This window comes from Faecalispora jeddahensis, assembly GCF_000577335.1.
In the GTDB taxonomy this organism is placed as follows: domain Bacteria; phylum Bacillota; class Clostridia; order Oscillospirales; family Acutalibacteraceae; genus Faecalispora; species Faecalispora jeddahensis.
On the sequence record NZ_CBYL010000039.1, the window covers coordinates 1 to 17,690 of the forward strand.

Sequence of the window (17,690 nt, forward strand, 5' to 3'; positions counted from 1 at the left end):
ATAACACAAAATCAGGGTCAGTTCTTCCGAACCGCCAATTCACGGGCCAAATCAGCCAGATAGGCGGTATCGCCGTCAAACTTTGCAAGAGCCGTAACGGCCTCATCGGTCAGCTCGCGCACGGCTTTTTTCGCACCGTCCAGCCCCATGAGGGAAACGTAGGTGCTTTTGTCGTTCAGGTCATCGACGCCGACGTTTTTGCCCAGAAGCGTGCTGTCGCCGGTCACATCGAGGATATCGTCCACGATCTGAAACGCCAGCCCCAAAGCCTTGGCATATTCGCGCGCGGCACGAATCTTCTCATTGCCTGCGCCGCCGACGACACAGCCCATTTCCGCCGCAGCCAGAATCAGCGCGCCGGTTTTGCGCTCGTCCATCACGCGCAGCGTGGAAAGCGGAATCTTCTTCCCCTCCGAGGCAAGGTCGATGATCTGCCCGCCCACCATTCCGGTCGCACCGGCCGCACGGGCCAGAACACCGGCAGCCGTGGCTGTTTTCACCGCGCCCGCCGTGCGGATGGTCTGCGGCGAGAGCATCGTTTCAAATGCCAGCGTCAGAAGGGCGTCGCCCGCCAGCAGTGCGGTGGCCTCACCGTACACCCGGTGATTGGTAGGTCGGCCGCGCCGCAGCTCGTCGTCATCCATACAAGGCAGGTCGTCATGGATCAGCGAATAGGTGTGAATCATTTCGATGGCGCAGGCAAACGGCAGCGCCGCCGTGAGACTGCCGCCGCACAGGCGGCAGAATTCCAGCGTCAGGATCGGACGAATCCGCTTTCCGCCGGAAAGCAGACTGTATTCCATAGAAGAGAACAATTCCTGCTGCAATTGATCGCCGCCCGGCAAATAGCGGGACAAAGCCTCCTCCAGCATTTCCACATACTGCTCCTGACGCTTCATGCTCATTCCTCTCGCCTTTCTTCCAGCTCAGAAATCTCCTTGATTTTCTGCTCCGCATTCTGTAATTTCTCATAGCAGAACGAAGCCAGCTTCGTTCCCGATTCAAACAGCTTTAAGGATTCGTCCAACGTGGCCTCTCCGCTTTCCATCCGGTCCACGATCTGCGAAAGCTCCATCATCGCCGCTTCAAAGGTCATATTTTTTTTCATGGAGTATCCCCCTCCTGCCCAATTTGTTCTTCCCGTACCTCGTTTACGGTACAGGCCAGCCGCCCGTCCTGCACAATCAGGTTCAGCGAATCACCCTGCCGCACCTGTGCTGCCGAGCGGACGGTTTCCCCGTTGGCATCCAGTGCAACGGAATACCCGCGCGCCAGAACCCGCAGCGGACTGAACGCCTGCAGCGAAGCCGAACGCTCCGCCAGACGCATGCGCCCGGTTTCCAGATCGCGCTTCATCTTTCCGCTCATGCGGTCGACCAGCCGGTCGATCTGCATGCGGTGCATCTCGATCCCCAGGGATTTCTTCATCCGCAGCATCGAGCCGGAAACATAGGCCATCAGCTCGCGGATATCCGGAACGGCCAGCTCCGCTGCCGCGGACGGGGTCGGCGCACGCAGATCGGCCGCAAAATCGCAGATGGTAAAATCCGTTTCGTGCCCCACGGCAGAGATCACGGGAATCCTGGAATTCGCTACGGCACGCGCCACTATCTCTTCGTTGAACGCCCACAGGTCTTCCATCGAACCGCCGCCGCGCCCGACGATCAGAACATCGGCACAACCGAGGCGGTTAAAACGCTCTACCGCCGCGGCGATCTGCTCCGCCGCGCCTGCGCCCTGCACCAGCACCGGGCAGAGAATCACTTCCGTCAGCGGAAAGCGCCGTCCCAAAATCTGCTTGATGTCCTGCACGGCCGCGCCGGTAGGAGAAGTGACGACTCCCACGGCTTTGGGGTAAGCAGGCAGCGGCTTTTTACGGAAAGCATCGAACAACCCCTCCGCCGCAAGCCGGGTTTTGAGCTGTTCATAGGCGAGGTTCAGCGCCCCCAGGCCGTCCGGCTGCATATCGTCCACATAGACCTGGTACTGTCCGCTCTGCTCATAGACCGTCACCCGCCCGCGCACGATCACCTTCATGCCATCCTGCGGCAGAAAGCGCAAACGCCGGGCCTGCGCGGCAAACATGACGGCGCGTACCACGCACTGGCTGTCTTTGAGCGAAAAGTACATGTGACCTGATTTATAATGATTGGTAAAGTTTGAAATCTCTCCGGTCAAAAACACGGAGGACAGCATCTGATCGCCGTCCAGCAGGGATTTGATGTACCGGTTGAGCTGAGAAATCGTAAGAACAACAGGAGTATTCATGTTGTTTCCTCCTTTATGGCCGCCAGAATCGCCGCGCCCGCCGCGTTGTCCGCGGAAAACTCGGGGGTCGCGAACGATGCGCCCCAGCGCTGTGTCAGCGCCTGCCGGATGATGCTGTTGGACATCACCCCGCCCGCAAACAAAACGGGAAGATCCCCGTATTCTTTCAGCAGCGCGCCGCACATGGCATCGAGCGCCGCGAGCAGAGAGAGCAGGCAGAAACGCGCGATCTCTTCTTTGGGTACGCCCTTATCGAGCATGGCGCGGCACTGATTTTCAATCCCGGAAAGCGAGCAGTCGCACCCGCGCATGGTGGGGCGGATTTTAAACTTCGCGTCGCTTTGCAGCGCCAGCCGTTCCAGCTCCGGCCCTGCCGGGAACGAAAGACCCAGCATGACCCCGACACGGTCAACGGCTTGTCCGCCTTTCAAATCCAGAGAAGAAGCGACGAGCCGGGTTCCGATCAGATGCTCTGTGTCCGGCTCTACCAATACCGCCTCTGTCGTACCGCCCGAAACATGAAACGCAAGAAAGGTCTGCCCCAGCAGTTCCAGCCGACCGGCGGAATAGAGGGCCGCCGCAATATGATTTTCCTGATGCGAGCAGAGGTGCAGCGGAATGCCGAGCGTATCCGCCAGTATTTTCGCAGTGCCAAGCCCCACGGTAAAGCAGGGCATATAAGAGCCCTCCGCCGAACGGGGACGGCTCGAAGCGCCGATGGATCGAAGAACAGGATGCTGCCGGAGCAAAGGCTCAAGGATTTGCGGCAGCTGCTGTACATGATGAAACACCGCATCGCTCTGGCGCAGGCCGAGCTGGCCTTCCTTCACCGGCAGAAGCCGTTTGGAGTGCATGACGCTTTGATCTTCCCGGTAGAGCGCGGCGGAGGTTGTATAATTGCTCGTATCGATTCCGAGATAGTTACCGTTCTTCATTTGCCGGTTCCAGTTCTTTGGCCACAGAGCCGAGAACGCCGTTGATAAACGGTGCGTCGTCCGCTCCGCCGTATTTTTTCGCCAGATCGACCGCTTCGTTGATCGAAACGCTGACGGGGATGCTGTCGACAAACATCATTTCGTAGATCGCTACCCGCAGCAAAGCGAAGGAAACCTTCGAAAGGCGCGTCATCGACCAACCGCGGATATTCTTTTCGATCTTATCGTCCACCACGGCGTTGTTTTCCTCTACACCGCTGGCGAGCCGCTCCGCAAACTCCGCAACGCGGATCTCCGCCGATTCTTCCGCCGCGTCAATGATCTCCTCAATGGTATTCCGGTTGATCAGCTGCTGAAATACCAGAATAAACGCCTGCTCTCTTTCTTCCCGCCGTGTCATCTTGCCTTTGCTCATAGTTTGTCCTCCAAACGATTTTCTTTCTGCGCTTCTTAAAAATAATATTGTTCCCTTATGAGAGAGAAAGGCGTATCTTTCCCCTGCCCCTGACGGGGAAAGATACAAACATCGTAATACCTTTAAAAAAAATAACCCTCCAGACAGATATGTGGAGGGTTATCAAATCCGTTTTTCATTCCATTGTCAAGCTTCCGCAGGTACGGCAAAAAAAAGCCTAGAGGCTCCTTCCGCCGCGGTACTTCATGAAAATGAACCGCACCACTCTTCATGAGTAGTATTATACCATGATTTTAAGGTAGTGCAACTGTTTTTGCGGGAAAACATGGATTCCGGGCAATTTTGTTTGTTCCCGGCGGCAAAAAGAGACTCTGCCGCCGGGAAAATGTCTGCCCAAAACACACCAAAAGCCGAATCCTTTTCGATTCGGCGCGGTGCTTTCTTATTTTGCCTCCACAATTTTGATCTTGTCATAGGCAACGCCGGACTGACCGCCGATGATGTCTTTGATGGCGATCGCCTCATTGGGCAGAAGACCGTCGGAACGGACGACAACGCTGCATTCCGAATTCTGCAGGAACACCACACAGTCTGAGAAGCCTTTGGCTTTGATCAGACTTTCAATATTGCTTTCCTGAACGATATTCTGAGCAATCTCGGCAGCCTTTTCGAGGGATTCCTTCTTCACCGTGTCATTGGTGGAGGCATCCTGCAAAACCTTTTGCAGCATTTCTACCGAAGCATCCCTTGCCTTTTGACGGGAAAGTTTTGCCTCTGTAAAGTATTCATCTACCTTTGCGGCTGTCTCCACCGCCTTTGAGGAAGTAGACGAAGCGGAAGAAGACGTTTCGGGAGTACTGCTGCTGCCCTTACCGTTCACAAGCTGGGCCGCCCCAAGCTCCGCGCCGGAGGTCAATGTATCCGTTGCAATCAGGGGTCCCTCCCCCTGGAACACCCAATTTAAGTACACAGCCGCTCCCAGCGCGACCACCAGGGACGCAAGCACCAGCTGACGTTTACCAATACCCATAAGACAATTCCTCCTGTTTCTTGTTTATTTTGCTTTTATCACGCACACCCGCGCAGAAGAAAGATTGAGCGCAGTGGTCACCGCATCTATGATATCTTTCTGCACCGCCGGCTGATTTCCGCCCTCACATACAACGACTACCCCCTTCACGATCGGCTCGACCTCTGTTACGGCCAGCGCCTGCTGCGAGCCGTCGGCACCTTTGACCAGAATGTACTTGGTTTCGCGGCTGTCATTCTCCTGATTTTTCACGGTAGCGTTCGCCGCCTGATCCTGCGTGCTCTGAGTCGTTTTCTTTTCCTCTGTGGCGTACACATACTGCGTGTTCCGCTCCAGAGTGACAAGCACCTTCACAGAGCCTGCGCCGTTAATATTGCCGATCAGTTCGGTCAGGCTTTTTTCTACCTGCTGCGTGTATTCCTGCGCAGTGGTTTTTGTCGGCTCTTCCTCCGCCTGGGCATTGGTTGCCTTGGAATCGTGATTTTGAAAGATTCCCGACAAAAAGATCAGGGCGATCCCGGCAAACCCCAGGATCAGAATCACCTTACGCCAAATGTCGTTTTCCGCGAGCTTTTGAATCCAGGATACGCTTTCTTTTCTGTCTTCTTTTTCACGAGCCGCCATCGGCCGTCACCTCCGTTGTTAATCCCAATTCCTGCTCAAGCAGCTTTTTTGTTTCCTGAAGCTTTCCCGATTCCCTCTGGTCAAGGCTGACAAACACTTTAGTAATTGATATGCGGCCGTCCTCGTTTGTATCCATATTCAGCGCAACATTTTTGCACTGAATTCCCTTCTCCGAGAGCGTTGCGATGACTACGGTGCGAACGGCGGCCTGTGCCGCCTCTGCCGTCTGCTGGTTCACCGTGTCCTGATATTGCTGGTTCGGCGCCGCAGCGTCCTCCCCCTGCGCAAAGGCCTGCACATCGAACTGCTGTACCAGACGCCCCACCGGCAAGAGGATGCTGCAGATGATAAATGCTCCGATCACGAGCCGTGTCACCTTTTCCATGCTGCCGGTCGGCATCAGATACTGCAAAATCCCCGCGGCCAGCGCCGCCAGAACAATCACCGAGGACCATTCCCGTACACCGCTCATGTCACCGCACCCCCCATCGCCATCATCAACACCGTAGAGATCATCAAAATGACAAAGCAGCACAGAATGATCGAGAGAAGAATCTGTATCACCTTCATGGAAGACCGCAGCAGGGTGGTGATTTCTTTCAGCTCAAAAATATCTCCTGCCGCCGCGCAGGCGGTCAGGGTCAAAAGCCAGATCAGGCATTCGAGCGCTGCGGGCAGAAAAATGGCCCCTGTAGCCAGAAGTCCGAACGCCCCTACCCCCGATTTGAGCAGCTTTACGCTGCTCTGCACACTGCCGATCGCGTCGCTGAGCGCGCTGCCTACCACCGGCACAAAGGCGCTTACCATAAAGCGAACGGTTTTGGCGCCCGCGCCGTCCGCTGCCGAGGATACCACCGTCTGCATCGTGAGCAGACCTGAAAAGATCGTCATACAGAAGGTGAGCACCCATTTTACGGTTTTGCTGAACAAATCGCACAGCCCGCCGAGATTCATTGCGGGGGATACGGCGGATACCACCGAAAACGCCAGAAAAATATTGAGTAAAGGTACCAGCACCGTAGAAGCAATGACCGAAATCACGTTTCCCGCACCGAGCATCAACAGGTTGTATGACCCGGCGGAAATCGTCTGCCCGCCCGCAATCATGATCCCTGTGAGAATCGGGATGCTGGCCAGCAGGAATCCGGCAGCCCCCTTGATGACAAACGCCACGTTTTCAATGCACGTAACGATCGGCTGAATGACCACCGTGCAGATGCAAAGGGTGCCGACCATACCGATCACGCCGCTCAGCGGGCGATCGCCAAAGCTCAGCTTCATCCCGTTCATCAAAGCACAGAGCAGAATGACCGCCAATACCGACAACAGCGCCCGCACGGGAGCCGCACTCTGCTGGAGCGCCGATGACCCGATCTGCTCAAAGATCGTTTCCGGCGTCAGGTTCAGGATGCTCTGCCAGTCCGGCGAAGAGATACCCAGGCTGTCCATCCATTCCCGTGTCTCTTCCGGCAGTTCGTCGGGCAGGTCGGCGGCACCGCTGTCTTCATACTGCTGGCGGTACAGCTCATCCTCTGAAACAGACTGCGCGTGCACGGGAATCGTAAACAGAAAAAGCAAAAAAACAATGCAGATCACTTTTTTCACAGTCTACCCTCCTATCAGCGCGAGCGCCGTAGAAGCAATTTTTTCAAACAGTGGCAGCGCCAGTATGACAATAGAGATCTTTCCGGCCAGCTCTACCTTTGAGGCTAGGGCGCTTTCTCCCGCGTCCCGGCAGGAATCCGCCGCGAACTGGGCCAGAAAGCAGATGCCCAGTGTCTTGAACAGGATGATGCCGTATTCCGTTGGCATCTGCGCGGCGGTAAGCAAGCTGTTGATCTGGCGGATCGCCGGGACGATATTCGCTAAAATCTGAACCAGAATAATGACGCCTGCCGTAATGCTGACAACCACCGCGTATTCCTGATTGTACCGGCGCAGCATCACGGCAATCACGGCGGAAACAAGGGCCAGTCCGGCAATTCCAATCACATTCATGGCTGCTATAACCCAAAGATGGATTTGATCGTTTTAAACAGAATATCAATCTGCTCGATCACCATCATCAATACCACAATCAGTCCCGCCAGGGTCGTCATCATCGCCTGCTCCTCGCGCCCCGAGCGAATCAGCAGCTGGTTGAGCACAGCCACAATAATGCCGATCGCCGCGATTTTAAAAATCAAATCCACATCCATTTTTGCTTCCTCCGTTTTAACTCAGCAGGAGTGCCGCCGCGATTCCGCCGAACAGCCCCAGCATAAAATACAGCTTCGCTTTTTTGTCTCTTTCTTCTCTCGCGTGGGTCAGAGCGCTGCTGATGAAACCCAGATACAGCTGGCAGTGCGCAAGCTGGCCCTCTGTATCGCTTGCGCCGAATCCCAGCCCGAAGTCCCGTATGTATTCCAAATCCTGGCGGTTCATCCCGGTCGTCAGCAGGCCGTCGTCCATACCGTGCTCCCACGCCCGCGGAAAGCTCTCTCCTTTTCGGCAGTACTCGGCGCATAGGACCAGAAACCGCTGGTTTTTTCCGTGCTTTTCAATGATCCGCTCCACCGGCATACCGGAATAGCGGATCTCTTCTCTGGTAAGACATAGAAAGGAGTAGAAAGCTTCCAGCTCCCTCACCCTGCCGCCCAGCTTACGCGATTCCATATAGCCCGCCAGAATACAGGCCGCCATGACCGACAGGATCCCGATTAATTTGACCAAGAAGCTCACCCACCTTGTAAATTCCTTTGATTTTCCCGGGCCGCGCCGCGCAGTCCAGCAGAACCACGGTACGAAACGCCCCGGTTTCCATCAGCCGGCGTATCTGGCGGCGGCGAAGAAGCTCCCCTGCAGAGGCCGCGTGCACGCTGACGATCAGCGAAACACCCGCATTGACCACCTCTTCCACAGCGGCGGTTTCGCGCTCGCTCCCCAGCTCGTCGCAGAGGATCACCTCGGGCGAAAGGGAGCGGATGGCCTGCAGGATTCCCTGGCTTTTAGGGTAGCCGTCCAGAATATCGCAGCAGCAGCCAAGATCGTTCTGGGCGTCGCCCCGATAAACGCCTGCCAGCTCGCCGCGTTCGTCAACCACTGTGATTTTTCGGGGAGGCAGCTTTCCTCCCCCTGCCAGCTGGCGCGCCAGATCGCGAAGAATCGTTGTTTTGCCCGTGGAGGGCGCCCCCGCCAGAAGAACGCCCTGCACGATCTCCTCCCCAACCAGGGACAGAAGCTCATCCGCCGCGCCGGAGATTTGCCTTGCGACACGGATATTAAAGGAAGAAATGTCCCGCAGCCCCGCAACCTGTCCCTGATCCAGAACGGCTGTGCCGCAGATGCCCACCCTGTGCCCCCCTCGGATGGTGAGAAAGCCGTTCCGGATTTCGTTCTGATGCGTATACACGGAATGGCTGCACAGGCTGCGGAACGTCTCCTCCATATCCTCCCGGAATACGGGAATCCCCTCCTCCGGCTTGCGGCTGATTCCGTTCCCTGTCACAAAAAAGCTTTGTACCCCATTAAAAATGGAAAGCGGCAGATTCACCCGCATGCGGATTTCCTGCACAGATTCCTGAATATGCTCCGGCAGCTCCATGAGTACGGGTCTGAGCCGCTGGCAGACCGGCTGTATCGCCGTAGTAAACGAATTGGTATGGCTCTGATTCATGTTACTTGTCCTCCCTTTGCTACCATAAATATGGACAAAGCCCATAGATTAGAACAAAAAAATGAGAGGAAGAAAAATTCCAACGGGAGCGCACTTCGACAAATCCATATAAAAATCCCCTGATTATCAGGCGGAAAATTCAGACCTTGGCCTCTCCCCTCAAAGGCCGAAAGAAACAATCCATTCCAGGGCACAGACAACGCCTGTGATCCGAACAAACAGAAGAGAAAAGAAAGATTCCAGTGAAAAAGCAACTCGACAGAAAAGCGCAAAAAAATCCCCCTGAAGAAATTCAGGGGGATGATCATTTAAGTCGGGAGCGGCTTATTCCTCCTCTTTCGTATCTTCCAGCAGCTTGAGGAACTCTTCTTCGCTCAGAATCGGAACATTGAGCTGCTGCGCTTTTGTCAGCTTGCTTCCGGCATCCTCACCGGCGATGACATAGCCGGTCTTTTTGGAAACGGAAGAGGAGGTTTTGCCGCCGTAGCGTTCCACCAGCTCGGAGGCTTCCTGGCGGGTCAACGTGGGCAGCGTGCCGGTGAGCACAAAGGTCTTGCCGGCCAAACGCAAATCCTGCGCGGTGCTTTGCGCCGTCATGTTCACTCCGGCCTCTTTCAGGCGGGAAATCAGATGTGCCGTACCGGCAAGGTCAAAATAGGCGCGCACGCTCTTCGCCATGATCGGCCCGAAGCCCTCGATGGCCGCAAGCTCTTCTTCAGAGGCGGCGATGAGCTTCTCCATCGTATGGAAGTGACCGGCCAGCAGCTTTGCGGCTTTCAGGCCCGCGTGGGGAATGCCCATGGCGTAGATCAGGCGGTACAGGTCGTTCTGCCGCGAGCGTTCGACCGCAGCCGCGAGGTTCTGTGCGGATTTTTCGCCCATCCGTTCCATCTCCCGCACCTGCTCCATCGGCAGAAAGTAAAGGTCTGCGGGCGAAGCAATCAGCCCTTTCGCGACGAGCTGCTCCAGCACCGCCGGGCCAAGGCCATCCATATCCATGGCGTCGCGACTCGTAAAATGAATCAGATGGCGCAAAAGCTGTGCGGGACATTCCGGATTCGTACAGCGCGTCGCCGCCTCGTTTTCGTCGCGCACGGCGGGACTGCCGCACGCAGGACAAATCTGCGGAATCCGGTACGGCTCGCTGTCCGGTTCGTGAGAAACCACCGACACGACTTCTGGAATGATGTCCCCCGCTTTGCGCAGGATGACGGTATCGCCGACGCGAATATCCTTTTCGGTAATAAAGTCCTGATTGTGCAGCGTAGCCCGGCTGACGGTGGTGCCCGCCAGCGTGACCGGCTCAAACAAACCGGTAGGCGTCAGAACACCCGTTCGTCCCACGTTGATTTCGATACTGAGCAGCTTTGTCGGTTTTTCCTCCGGCGGATATTTAAACGCCTGTGCCCATTTGGGGAATTTAGAGGTGCTGCCAAGCAGCTGCCGCTGCACGAAGGAATTTACCTTCACCACGGCGCCGTCGATGGAATACTCGAGGGAGCCGCGCATTTCACCGATTTCCCGGATGGCCTCAAGCACCTGCTCAAGGGTCTGGCATTTGCGGTAAAACGGCGTGGCAGGGAGCCCCAGCTTTTTCAGGTACTCGAGCGATTCGTCGTGATAAGAGAGCTCCGCGCCCTGAATCTGCTGCACGTTAAACAGGAAAATATCTAGCTTTCTCTGGGCCGCAATGCGCGGATCCTTTTGCCGGAGAGAGCCTGCCGCCGCGTTGCGGGGGTTCTTGAACGTTTTTTCCTGATTCAGCTCCTGCTTGGTGCAAAGCTCTTCAAAGACGCTGTGCGCCATATAGACCTCGCCGCGCACCTCCAGAAATTCCGGGCCGTCTTTCAGGCGCTTCGGTATGCTGCGGATGGTACGGATATTCTCCGTGACATCCTCGCCCACCAGCCCGTCGCCGCGCGTGGAGCCGCGCTCATAAACGCCGTTCCGATATTCCAAGGCAACGGAGAGCCCATCGAACTTCGGCTCCACAATGTAGACCGGGTCCGGTACCACGGCGCGCACCCGCCGATCAAAATCCGCCATCTCCTCCTCGGAGAAAGCGTCCTGCAAGCTTTCCAGCGGAACGGTATGAACCACCGGCGCAAACTGATTCATGCCCCTGGCTCCAACCTTCTGCGTGGGGGAATCCGGCGTAACCAGCTCAGGGTACTCCTCCTCCAAATCTTCCAGGCAGCGGTACAGGCGGTCGTATTCGTAATCTTCTATTTCAGGAGCATCCTGCTCGTAATATTTTTGATTGTGATACTGTATTTCCTGCCGCAGTCTGGCGGCTTCTTCCTTTGCTTTGATTGCATCCATAACTGTTTTATCCTCCCAAGTAGAGCTGCGGTACATCCCCAACAATGACGGTTTCTGCAACCAGCACGCTGGTAGTCACATCCGTTGCGGTATGAAGTCCCGGAATAAAGGAATAGATTTCGGTATGTAGTTCCAGGTAAATCTGGTGACGGGTCTGGTTGATGCCCGCCGATTCAAAGCTGGTCTTAAAGTCAGATTCCACATTTCCCTTGAGCGTAACGACCAGCGGAACATCCGGGCCGCGTCCGTGCAGCAGGCGGCTGCCCAAAAGGGTACCCAGCGGAACACTCGTATTGATTTTGCCCCCATGCAGATTCTTCTGAACCGTATCGGTGATTTTTGCCTTAATCTCGTTTGTTTTTGCCATATTGGTGGTGATCGTCTGCACTTTGCCGTCGGCATCTCTCTGCAAATTGATCAGATCGTCATACGTTATGTTATCCGCATTCAGCTCTTTCAATACGCTTTCGTTGATCGCCGTTACCGCAGTCTGCCGCGCGGAATTTACTGTGAGGGATTCCACCGCAGGCACCAGCTGCATATCCAAAAAGATGCCGGCAGCCAGAACCCCGAGAAAAAACACCAGAAGTTTCGGGACGGCAGGGCCGTTCCGTTTTTTCTCCCCGCGGTAAGGCGCGTTGATGGGACAATATTTATGCCAGCGCTTCATCATGGTTCCCCCCTATCGTGCATCCGTTCGATCGTACTGCGTTTTAGAAAGAGCCTTTGCATTCTTCCCAATCGAAGGCGGGAAAAATCGCTGTTTTCACATAAGGTCACTTAATAAAGCGATCGACTAACTATATAATACACAGGGGTATTTCCATTGGTGAATTATTTCTGCAAAAAGGGCACAAAGACGCATAGCCTCTTTGTGCCCCCAATTCATTCAATTGCAGATGGGATTATTCCTCGTCGGCCGGTTTGTCTTCCGCTACGGGAGCCTCTTCCGCTGTTTCAGCGGCCTGCTCTTCCAGATACGCGCGGATCGACAGGCTGACACGATGCTTGTCAAAATCGATGTCGGTGATCTTCGCCTTTACCTTGTCGCCGTTTTTCAGCGCATCCTGCGGCTTCTCGATTCTGTGGTCAGCAATCTGAGAAATGTGGATGAGGCCGTCGATGCCGGGAATGATTCTGGCGAAGGCGCCGAAGGTGGTCAGGCCAACAACCTGTACCTCAACGGTGGTGCCTACGGGGTAATCCTTCTTCAGGATCTCCCACGGATTGTCCTCGTCCTTCTTGTAGCCCAGAGAAATCTTGCCCTTCTCTTTGTCGAGGCCCTTGATGTATACCTTGATGGTATCGCCCACATTCACAACCTCGGACGGATGCTTGATGCGGTTCCAGGACAGCTCGGAGATGTGAACCATTCCGTCGATGCCGCCCAGGTCAACAAACGCGCCGTAAGCGGTCAGGGACTTGACAACACCGGTGAACTCTTTGCCTTCCTCGGCAGTTTCCCAGAACTTGTCGGCCAGCTCTTTTCTCTCATCCTTCAGTACGGAACGGATGGAGCCCACCGCGCGGCGGCGCTGACGGTTCACTTCGATAATGCGGAATTTGACTTCCTTCTTCAGCAGAGCATCCAGCGGATCATTCCGGGAGGCAGTAGCCTGAGACGCAGGGATAAACACACGCACGCCATTGGTTACAGCGATCACACCGCCCTTGATAACCTCTGTGACAACACCGGTGAGAACTGTTTCGTTTTCTTCCGCCTCGGAAATGGTCTCCCAGCCCTTCACAGCATCCAGGCGCTTTTTGGAGAGCATGATGGTGCCCTCCTGGTCGTTGGTGCGCATAATGAGCAGATCGAGCTCGTCGCCGATCTTTACCAGATCCTCTGTTTTTGCGTTCGGATCTGCAGAAAGCTCAGACAGCGGCACAAAGCCAGCCTGCTTGCGTCCAACATCCACGTAAATCTCATTGGGAGCAATACCGACAACAACGCCACGTACCTTCTCATCTGTATTTAAACTTTTCAAAGATTCTTCGAGCATCTCCTCAAAGTTAGATTCAGCAGACTCCTGCTCCGTGAGACCCGCGCCTTCAATAATTTCTGTCATGGTATCAAGTACCTCCTTTATTATGCTTGCGGGTGTAGAGGCACCCGCAGTAATACCGATAGAAACGGCCTTTTTCACGGCCTGCGAAGGGATTTCCTCCGCCTTTTCAATCAAGTAAGTAGTGCAACTCTGCGCACAGACATCCCTAAGCTTGGCCGTGTTGGAGCTGTGCCGCCCCCCGATAACCAGCATCAAATCAGATTTTTGAGCAAGATCTGATGCTTCGGACTGCCTTTGAACAGTTGCATTACATATTGTAGCAAAAACGTCCGCATTTGTACATACCTTTTTTAGGATTTGCAAACAATTTCCCCATTCCTCCAGACTAAAAGTTGTCTGGGCAATGACGCAGACTTTCTGATTGGAAAATTCAGGGTGTTTTTCCAGCAAATCCCTAAGCTCCGCGGCGTTTCGAAACACGTACGGCGGCGCCGTGCAGTACCCGATCACGCCTTCGATTTCGGGGTGCGAAGCATCGCCCGCGATCAGTACGGTCTGCCCTGCTTCACACGCACGGGAAACGATTTTGTGAATCTTGCGCACAAACGGGCACGTCGCATCCGCGCATTCAAGCCCGCGGCCGGAAATATCTTCCTGCACCGCACGCGCAACTCCGTGAGAACGGATCACCAGCGTGCCGTCCGGCGGAACCTCTGCCGGGGTGTCGACGATGCGGACGCCGCGCTCCTCCAGCTCCTGCACGATCTGGGGATTATGGATGATCGGGCCGAGGGTGTAAACCTGCTTTCCCTCGTCGAGCAGACGGAATACCATCTGAACCGCGCGATCTACGCCAAAGCAGAAACCGGCGGACTTTGCAACATGGATCGTCATTGGGGCTCCTCCCCTTTCAGGGCTTTCGGAACCAGCGCGGGGTCGCGCAGCTCCATGATTCTACCCATCACCAGGCGGCTTGCCTGGCGGTATTCGGAACCGGAGCCCTTTTCAATCTGCAATTGCTCGGGCATGATCAGCGGGCCGCAGACAACGTCTACCCGGTGGAACAGCTTCGGAAAAATTCCCTTTCTGCCGGTAATGCACACCGGCAGAATCGGCGTATTGTTCTGAAACGCCAGCATCACGGCCCCGGATTTTGGCTGCAAGAACGCGCCGTCCTTTGACCGTGTGCCCTCAATGAAAATGCCGACCACCTGTTCCTCCTGCAGCAGCTCCTGTGCGCGGTTGATCGCGGAGGAATCCCCTTTGCCGCGATTGACGGCGAAAGCTCCTACTTTTCGGAACAGACTGCCGAGCAGCGGATTTTTGAACAGCTCCATTTTCGCCATAAAGTTGACCTGCCTCTTACCCGCGACAGCGGTTAAAAGAATCGGGTCTTTAAAAGTGAGATGGTTGCAGCAAACGATGACTCTGCCCGACTTCGGCATGTTTTCAGCATTCATGATCCGGTACGGCATGAACAGCCGGAAAAAAACAAGCGCAGCCGATTTACAAAATACATAAAGCGCCGATCGCTTCATGATACAACTTCCTTTCCTTGCGGTAATTCGCCGGGTGCGGTCAGGATAAACGTTCCCCAATCACAGTCAGCATTCGATTTACCGACTGCTCCAGCGTATTACCGGTGGTATCCACCAGAACGGCGTCCGGGGCCTGCACCAGCGGGGCGATCGCGCGGGTCGAATCCTGCTCGTCGCGCTTTTTCACGTCTGCAAGCACCGTATCAAAGTCGGCACTCCCCTTTTCGAGCAGCTCTTTCCAGCGCCGCCGAGCCCGCTCTTCCAGTGAAGCGGTGAGAAAAATTTTCACCTGCGCGTGCGGCAGCACCACGGTTCCAATGTCCCGGCCATCCATAACGACGTCGTTCTGCTCCGCGATATCCCGCTGCAAAGACAGCAAAAACTCCCGAACCTGCGGAATTGCCGAAACCTTGGAGGAAGCGGCCGCTACCTCCGGCGTGCGGATCGATTCCGACACATTTTCAACACCCAGGAGCACCTGCTGCTCTCCCCCGACATATCGCAGAGAGACCTCAACTGCTTCGAGCTGCGGGATTACTTCCTCCGGCGCCGCCGGATTCTTCCCCGCCCTCAGCATGTGAAGGGCAATCGCGCGGTACAGCGCGCCCGTATCTACATACAAATACCCGAGCTCCTGCGCAACGCGGCGTGCAATCGTACTTTTCCCCGCGCCGGCAGGACCATCGATGGCAATTGAAATCATCCTTGTTCCTCCTTTGCGGCCTGCGCCGCCAGCCGCCCTGTGGCAAAGGCAATCTGTAAATTGAAGCCCCCGGTGTAAGCGTCCACGTCCAGAACCTCACCCACAAAATACAGCCCATGAATCAGCTTGGATTCCATGGTTTTGGGGTTGATTTCTTTGACATTCACGCCGCCGGAAGTGACGATCGCCTCTTCGATGGGCCGAAAACCCTGAATGTTTACGGAAAACCCTTTGAGCAGCGCGGCAAAGTCCCGGCGCTGTTCGCGGGTGATGGCATTGCACTTTGTTTCGGGAGGAATTCCCGACCGTTCCACCAGAACGGGAATCATTTTACGGGGCAGCAGCGCCCCCAGCGAATTGATAAAATCCTTGTTGCTGTTCTGTTCCAGATCGCGCTGGAGTCTTGCGTCCAGCTTCTCGGGCGACAGCGCCGGTTTTAAATCGATCTCGAGCCGGTATACCCCAGGCTCCATACGGCGCATGTGGCTGCTGGCGCTCAGCACCACCGGGCCGGAAAGACCGAAATGCGTAAACAGCAGCTCGCCGAAATCCTCATAGATCAGCTTTAGCCGCTCATAGACCCGAACGGCGGCGTTTTTCAGAGCAAGGCCCTGCATCTGCGCACAGTCTCCCCCCTGCTCGACCAATGGAACCAGAGAGGGACGCAGCGGCAGTACGCTGTGCCCGACCTGGCGCGCCAACCGGTACCCGTCCCCGGTGGAGCCGGTTCCGGGGTAGGATGCTCCGCCGCAGGCAACAATCACTTTCGGGGCAAGCAGCTCCGTGCCGTCACGCAGAACGACACCGTGAACGCCGTCTTCGTCGATGAGGAGCTTTCGGGCTTCTGCCTGCAAAATCTTCACATGATTTTCCTTCAGAAAGCGTGTCAGCGCGTCGATGACATCGCCCGCGCGGTCTGACTGCGGGAAAACCCGCTGGCCCCGTTCCGTTTTCAGCGGCACGCCAAGGCCCTCAAAAAAAGCCATGGTATCCTGCGGAGCGAACCGGGAAACAGCGCCGTATAAAAAACGGGAGTTGGTCGGCACGGCAGCGATCACATCCTGCACAGAGCAGTTGTTGGTCAGGTTGCACCGACCTTTTCCGGTGATGCCAAGCTTTCTGCCAAGGCGCGCGTTTTTCTCTGCCAGAATCACGCTCAGGCCGAGTTCGGCAGCGGTCCCCGCCGCCATCATTCCGGCCGCTCCGCCCCCGATGACGATCAGATCAGCCTTGTGGTTTGTTTGTGTCAACGTTTTTTTCATCCACCTTTTCGTATACACCGTATTCGTCCCAGATATGCTCCAGGCTGTGCAGAATCTCGGTTACTTCTTCTTTTTTCTTCATCGTGACCATGACGATCAGCGCGTTGATCAGGCTCAGCGGCGCCGCGATCGCATCCACAAAGGAAGCCATGTTGCTGCGGGCCAGCAGCAGATATCCCGCAGGCTCTGCAAGCGGCGACAAGGGGCTGTCCGTAATAGCGATCACCTTGGCCCCGCGGTCCGACGCAAAATGCATTGCCTTAACCGCGCGCTTGGAATACCGCGGGAAGCTGATGCCGATGACGGTGTCCGCTTCATCGACCCGGATCATTTTTTCAAAAATTTCCGCTTCGCTGGTAATATTCACCAATTGTACATTTTCTAAAATCAAACCAAAATAATAGGACAAAAAAGTCGCAAGCGCCAAAGAACTGCCGGCCCCCAAAATGTAGATTTTGCGGGAATCCGCGATCGCATCCACCGCGGCGTAAAAATCTTTGCGGGAGGTTTCCTCCAGCGTCCGGCGAATCATGTCGATGTCCTGATTCATCACAGACGAAAGGACATCTGAACTCCCCATGTTATTGACGGTGACCTCGATCCGCTGCACCGACGTCAGGCGACTGCGGATCATCTCCTGCATGGCCTGCTGCAGCTCGGGGTATCCGCTGTATCCAATCTCCGTTGCAAAGCGCACAACCGTGGATTCGCTGACCCCCACCGTAGCACCCAGCCGTGAGGCTGTCATATAGGCTACTTTGTCGTAATGCTCCAATATATATTTGGCGATCAACTTCTGCCCCTTGGAAAATTCAGGCATGTTGTTGAGGATCCTGGCTGTGAGTTGACTATTCATAATCGTGTATTCCTCCACTCATTCTGCCCCTGCAATTTTTTGATTCGTTTTGCAGGAAGGCGCAACTCTTTTA

20 protein-coding genes are annotated in these 17,690 nt (G+C 55.5%); all 20 read right to left on the bottom strand.

Features of this window, described 5'->3' with window-relative positions:
* Positions 1 to 17: 17 nt before the first annotated feature.
* Positions 18 to 905 carry a polyprenyl synthetase family protein gene (locus TY09_RS13505; protein ID WP_042435397.1) on the bottom strand — a complete coding sequence of 296 codons (888 nt, stop codon included), beginning with the start codon at positions 903 to 905 and terminating at the stop codon, positions 18 to 20.
* Positions 902 to 1,108 carry an exodeoxyribonuclease VII small subunit gene (gene xseB, locus TY09_RS13510; RefSeq protein WP_042435399.1) on the bottom strand — a complete coding sequence of 69 codons (207 nt, stop codon included), beginning with the start codon at positions 1,106 to 1,108 and terminating at the stop codon, positions 902 to 904. Before xseB ends, TY09_RS13505 begins: the two co-directional genes overlap by 4 nt.
* Complete coding sequence (gene xseA / locus TY09_RS13515) at positions 1,105 to 2,268, bottom strand: exodeoxyribonuclease VII large subunit (protein ID WP_042435403.1); 1,164 nt, start codon at positions 2,266 to 2,268, stop codon at positions 1,105 to 1,107. Before xseA ends, xseB begins: the two co-directional genes overlap by 4 nt.
* On the bottom strand, positions 2,265 to 3,203 hold the full coding sequence (locus tag TY09_RS13520; protein WP_042435406.1) for a Kae1-like domain-containing protein: 939 nt from the start codon (positions 3,201 to 3,203) through the stop codon (positions 2,265 to 2,267). The genes xseA and TY09_RS13520 overlap by 4 nt, the downstream gene beginning before the upstream one ends.
* Positions 3,190 to 3,618 (bottom strand): transcription antitermination factor NusB, encoded by a 429-nt coding sequence (gene nusB / locus TY09_RS13525; RefSeq protein ID WP_042435409.1) that lies wholly within the window; start codon positions 3,616 to 3,618, stop codon positions 3,190 to 3,192. The genes TY09_RS13520 and nusB overlap by 14 nt, the downstream gene beginning before the upstream one ends.
* A 442-nt stretch (positions 3,619 to 4,060) precedes the next feature.
* Positions 4,061 to 4,648, bottom strand: coding sequence for a SpoIIIAH-like family protein (locus TY09_RS13530; protein WP_009063919.1), 588 nt, complete (start codon positions 4,646 to 4,648; stop codon positions 4,061 to 4,063).
* A 24-nt stretch (positions 4,649 to 4,672) separates the two neighbouring features.
* The gene (locus tag TY09_RS13535) at positions 4,673 to 5,272 is read right to left on the bottom strand and encodes a stage III sporulation protein AG (RefSeq protein ID WP_009064269.1); all 600 of its coding nucleotides are present in this window, start codon (positions 5,270 to 5,272) and stop codon (positions 4,673 to 4,675) included.
* A complete protein-coding gene (locus TY09_RS13540) occupies positions 5,259 to 5,744 on the bottom strand; it encodes a stage III sporulation protein AF (RefSeq protein ID WP_042435413.1) in 486 nt (161 codons plus the stop codon). Before TY09_RS13540 ends, TY09_RS13535 begins: the two co-directional genes overlap by 14 nt.
* Positions 5,741 to 6,877, bottom strand: coding sequence for a stage III sporulation protein AE (locus TY09_RS13545; RefSeq protein WP_042435415.1), 1,137 nt, complete (start codon positions 6,875 to 6,877; stop codon positions 5,741 to 5,743). The genes TY09_RS13540 and TY09_RS13545 overlap by 4 nt, the downstream gene beginning before the upstream one ends.
* A 3-nt stretch (positions 6,878 to 6,880) precedes the next feature.
* Entirely contained in the window at positions 6,881 to 7,270 is a 390-nt protein-coding gene (locus TY09_RS13550; protein ID WP_009063615.1) for a SpoIIIAC/SpoIIIAD family protein, read from the bottom strand.
* 5 nt (positions 7,271 to 7,275) lie between these two features.
* Positions 7,276 to 7,470, bottom strand: a complete 195-nt coding sequence (gene spoIIIAC / locus TY09_RS13555) for a stage III sporulation protein AC (protein ID WP_009064075.1) — start codon at positions 7,468 to 7,470, stop codon at positions 7,276 to 7,278.
* 16 nt (positions 7,471 to 7,486) lie between these two features.
* The gene (locus TY09_RS13560) at positions 7,487 to 7,984 is read right to left on the bottom strand and encodes a stage III sporulation protein AB (protein WP_242841502.1); all 498 of its coding nucleotides are present in this window, start codon (positions 7,982 to 7,984) and stop codon (positions 7,487 to 7,489) included.
* A complete protein-coding gene (locus TY09_RS13565) occupies positions 7,914 to 8,927 on the bottom strand; it encodes a stage III sporulation protein AA (protein WP_042435419.1) in 1,014 nt (337 codons plus the stop codon). Before TY09_RS13565 ends, TY09_RS13560 begins: the two co-directional genes overlap by 71 nt.
* A 324-nt stretch (positions 8,928 to 9,251) precedes the next feature.
* A complete protein-coding gene (gene ligA, locus TY09_RS13575) occupies positions 9,252 to 11,249 on the bottom strand; it encodes an NAD-dependent DNA ligase LigA (protein ID WP_042435423.1) in 1,998 nt (665 codons plus the stop codon).
* 7 nt (positions 11,250 to 11,256) lie between these two features.
* Positions 11,257 to 11,922: a sporulation protein YunB gene (gene yunB, locus TY09_RS13580; protein ID WP_042435425.1), complete on the bottom strand. Its 666-nt coding sequence runs from the start codon at positions 11,920 to 11,922 to the stop codon at positions 11,257 to 11,259.
* Between the two features lie 232 nt (positions 11,923 to 12,154).
* Positions 12,155 to 14,152 carry a bifunctional 4-hydroxy-3-methylbut-2-enyl diphosphate reductase/30S ribosomal protein S1 gene (locus TY09_RS13585; protein WP_042435428.1) on the bottom strand — a complete coding sequence of 666 codons (1,998 nt, stop codon included), beginning with the start codon at positions 14,150 to 14,152 and terminating at the stop codon, positions 12,155 to 12,157.
* The gene (locus TY09_RS13590; protein ID WP_052335660.1) at positions 14,149 to 14,796 is read right to left on the bottom strand and encodes a lysophospholipid acyltransferase family protein; all 648 of its coding nucleotides are present in this window, start codon (positions 14,794 to 14,796) and stop codon (positions 14,149 to 14,151) included. Before TY09_RS13590 ends, TY09_RS13585 begins: the two co-directional genes overlap by 4 nt.
* 40 nt (positions 14,797 to 14,836) lie before the next feature.
* Positions 14,837 to 15,499, bottom strand: a complete 663-nt coding sequence (cmk, locus tag TY09_RS13595; protein WP_042435431.1) for a (d)CMP kinase — start codon at positions 15,497 to 15,499, stop codon at positions 14,837 to 14,839.
* A complete protein-coding gene (locus TY09_RS13600) occupies positions 15,496 to 16,761 on the bottom strand; it encodes a BaiN/RdsA family NAD(P)/FAD-dependent oxidoreductase (RefSeq protein ID WP_042435433.1) in 1,266 nt (421 codons plus the stop codon). Before TY09_RS13600 ends, cmk begins: the two co-directional genes overlap by 4 nt.
* A complete protein-coding gene (locus tag TY09_RS13605; RefSeq protein WP_042435436.1) occupies positions 16,724 to 17,617 on the bottom strand; it encodes a MurR/RpiR family transcriptional regulator in 894 nt (297 codons plus the stop codon). Before TY09_RS13605 ends, TY09_RS13600 begins: the two co-directional genes overlap by 38 nt.
* Positions 17,618 to 17,690 lie beyond the last annotated feature (73 nt).

Coding starts and splice junctions, on each gene's coding strand:
- TY09_RS13505 (WP_042435397.1), bottom strand. CDS start 905: ATGAGCATGAAGCGTCAGGAGCAGTATGTGGAAATGCTGGAGGAGGCT.
- xseB (WP_042435399.1), bottom strand. CDS start 1,108: ATGAAAAAAAATATGACCTTTGAAGCGGCGATGATGGAGCTTTCGCAG.
- xseA (WP_042435403.1), bottom strand. CDS start 2,268: ATGAATACTCCTGTTGTTCTTACGATTTCTCAGCTCAACCGGTACATC.
- TY09_RS13520 (WP_042435406.1), bottom strand. CDS start 3,203: ATGAAGAACGGTAACTATCTCGGAATCGATACGAGCAATTATACAACC.
- nusB (WP_042435409.1), bottom strand. CDS start 3,618: ATGAGCAAAGGCAAGATGACACGGCGGGAAGAAAGAGAGCAGGCGTTT.
- TY09_RS13530 (WP_009063919.1), bottom strand. CDS start 4,648: ATGGGTATTGGTAAACGTCAGCTGGTGCTTGCGTCCCTGGTGGTCGCG.
- TY09_RS13535 (WP_009064269.1), bottom strand. CDS start 5,272: ATGGCGGCTCGTGAAAAAGAAGACAGAAAAGAAAGCGTATCCTGGATT.
- TY09_RS13540 (WP_042435413.1), bottom strand. CDS start 5,744: ATGAGCGGTGTACGGGAATGGTCCTCGGTGATTGTTCTGGCGGCGCTG.
- TY09_RS13550 (WP_009063615.1), bottom strand. CDS start 7,270: ATGAATGTGATTGGAATTGCCGGACTGGCCCTTGTTTCCGCCGTGATT.
- spoIIIAC (WP_009064075.1), bottom strand. CDS start 7,470: ATGGATGTGGATTTGATTTTTAAAATCGCGGCGATCGGCATTATTGTG.
- TY09_RS13565 (WP_042435419.1), bottom strand. CDS start 8,927: ATGAATCAGAGCCATACCAATTCGTTTACTACGGCGATACAGCCGGTC.
- ligA (WP_042435423.1), bottom strand. CDS start 11,249: ATGGATGCAATCAAAGCAAAGGAAGAAGCCGCCAGACTGCGGCAGGAA.
- yunB (WP_042435425.1), bottom strand. CDS start 11,922: ATGATGAAGCGCTGGCATAAATATTGTCCCATCAACGCGCCTTACCGC.
- TY09_RS13585 (WP_042435428.1), bottom strand. CDS start 14,152: ATGACGATCCATGTTGCAAAGTCCGCCGGTTTCTGCTTTGGCGTAGAT.
- TY09_RS13590 (WP_052335660.1), bottom strand. CDS start 14,796: ATGAAGCGATCGGCGCTTTATGTATTTTGTAAATCGGCTGCGCTTGTT.
- cmk (WP_042435431.1), bottom strand. CDS start 15,499: ATGATTTCAATTGCCATCGATGGTCCTGCCGGCGCGGGGAAAAGTACG.
- TY09_RS13600 (WP_042435433.1), bottom strand. CDS start 16,761: ATGAAAAAAACGTTGACACAAACAAACCACAAGGCTGATCTGATCGTC.
- TY09_RS13605 (WP_042435436.1), bottom strand. CDS start 17,617: ATGAATAGTCAACTCACAGCCAGGATCCTCAACAACATGCCTGAATTT.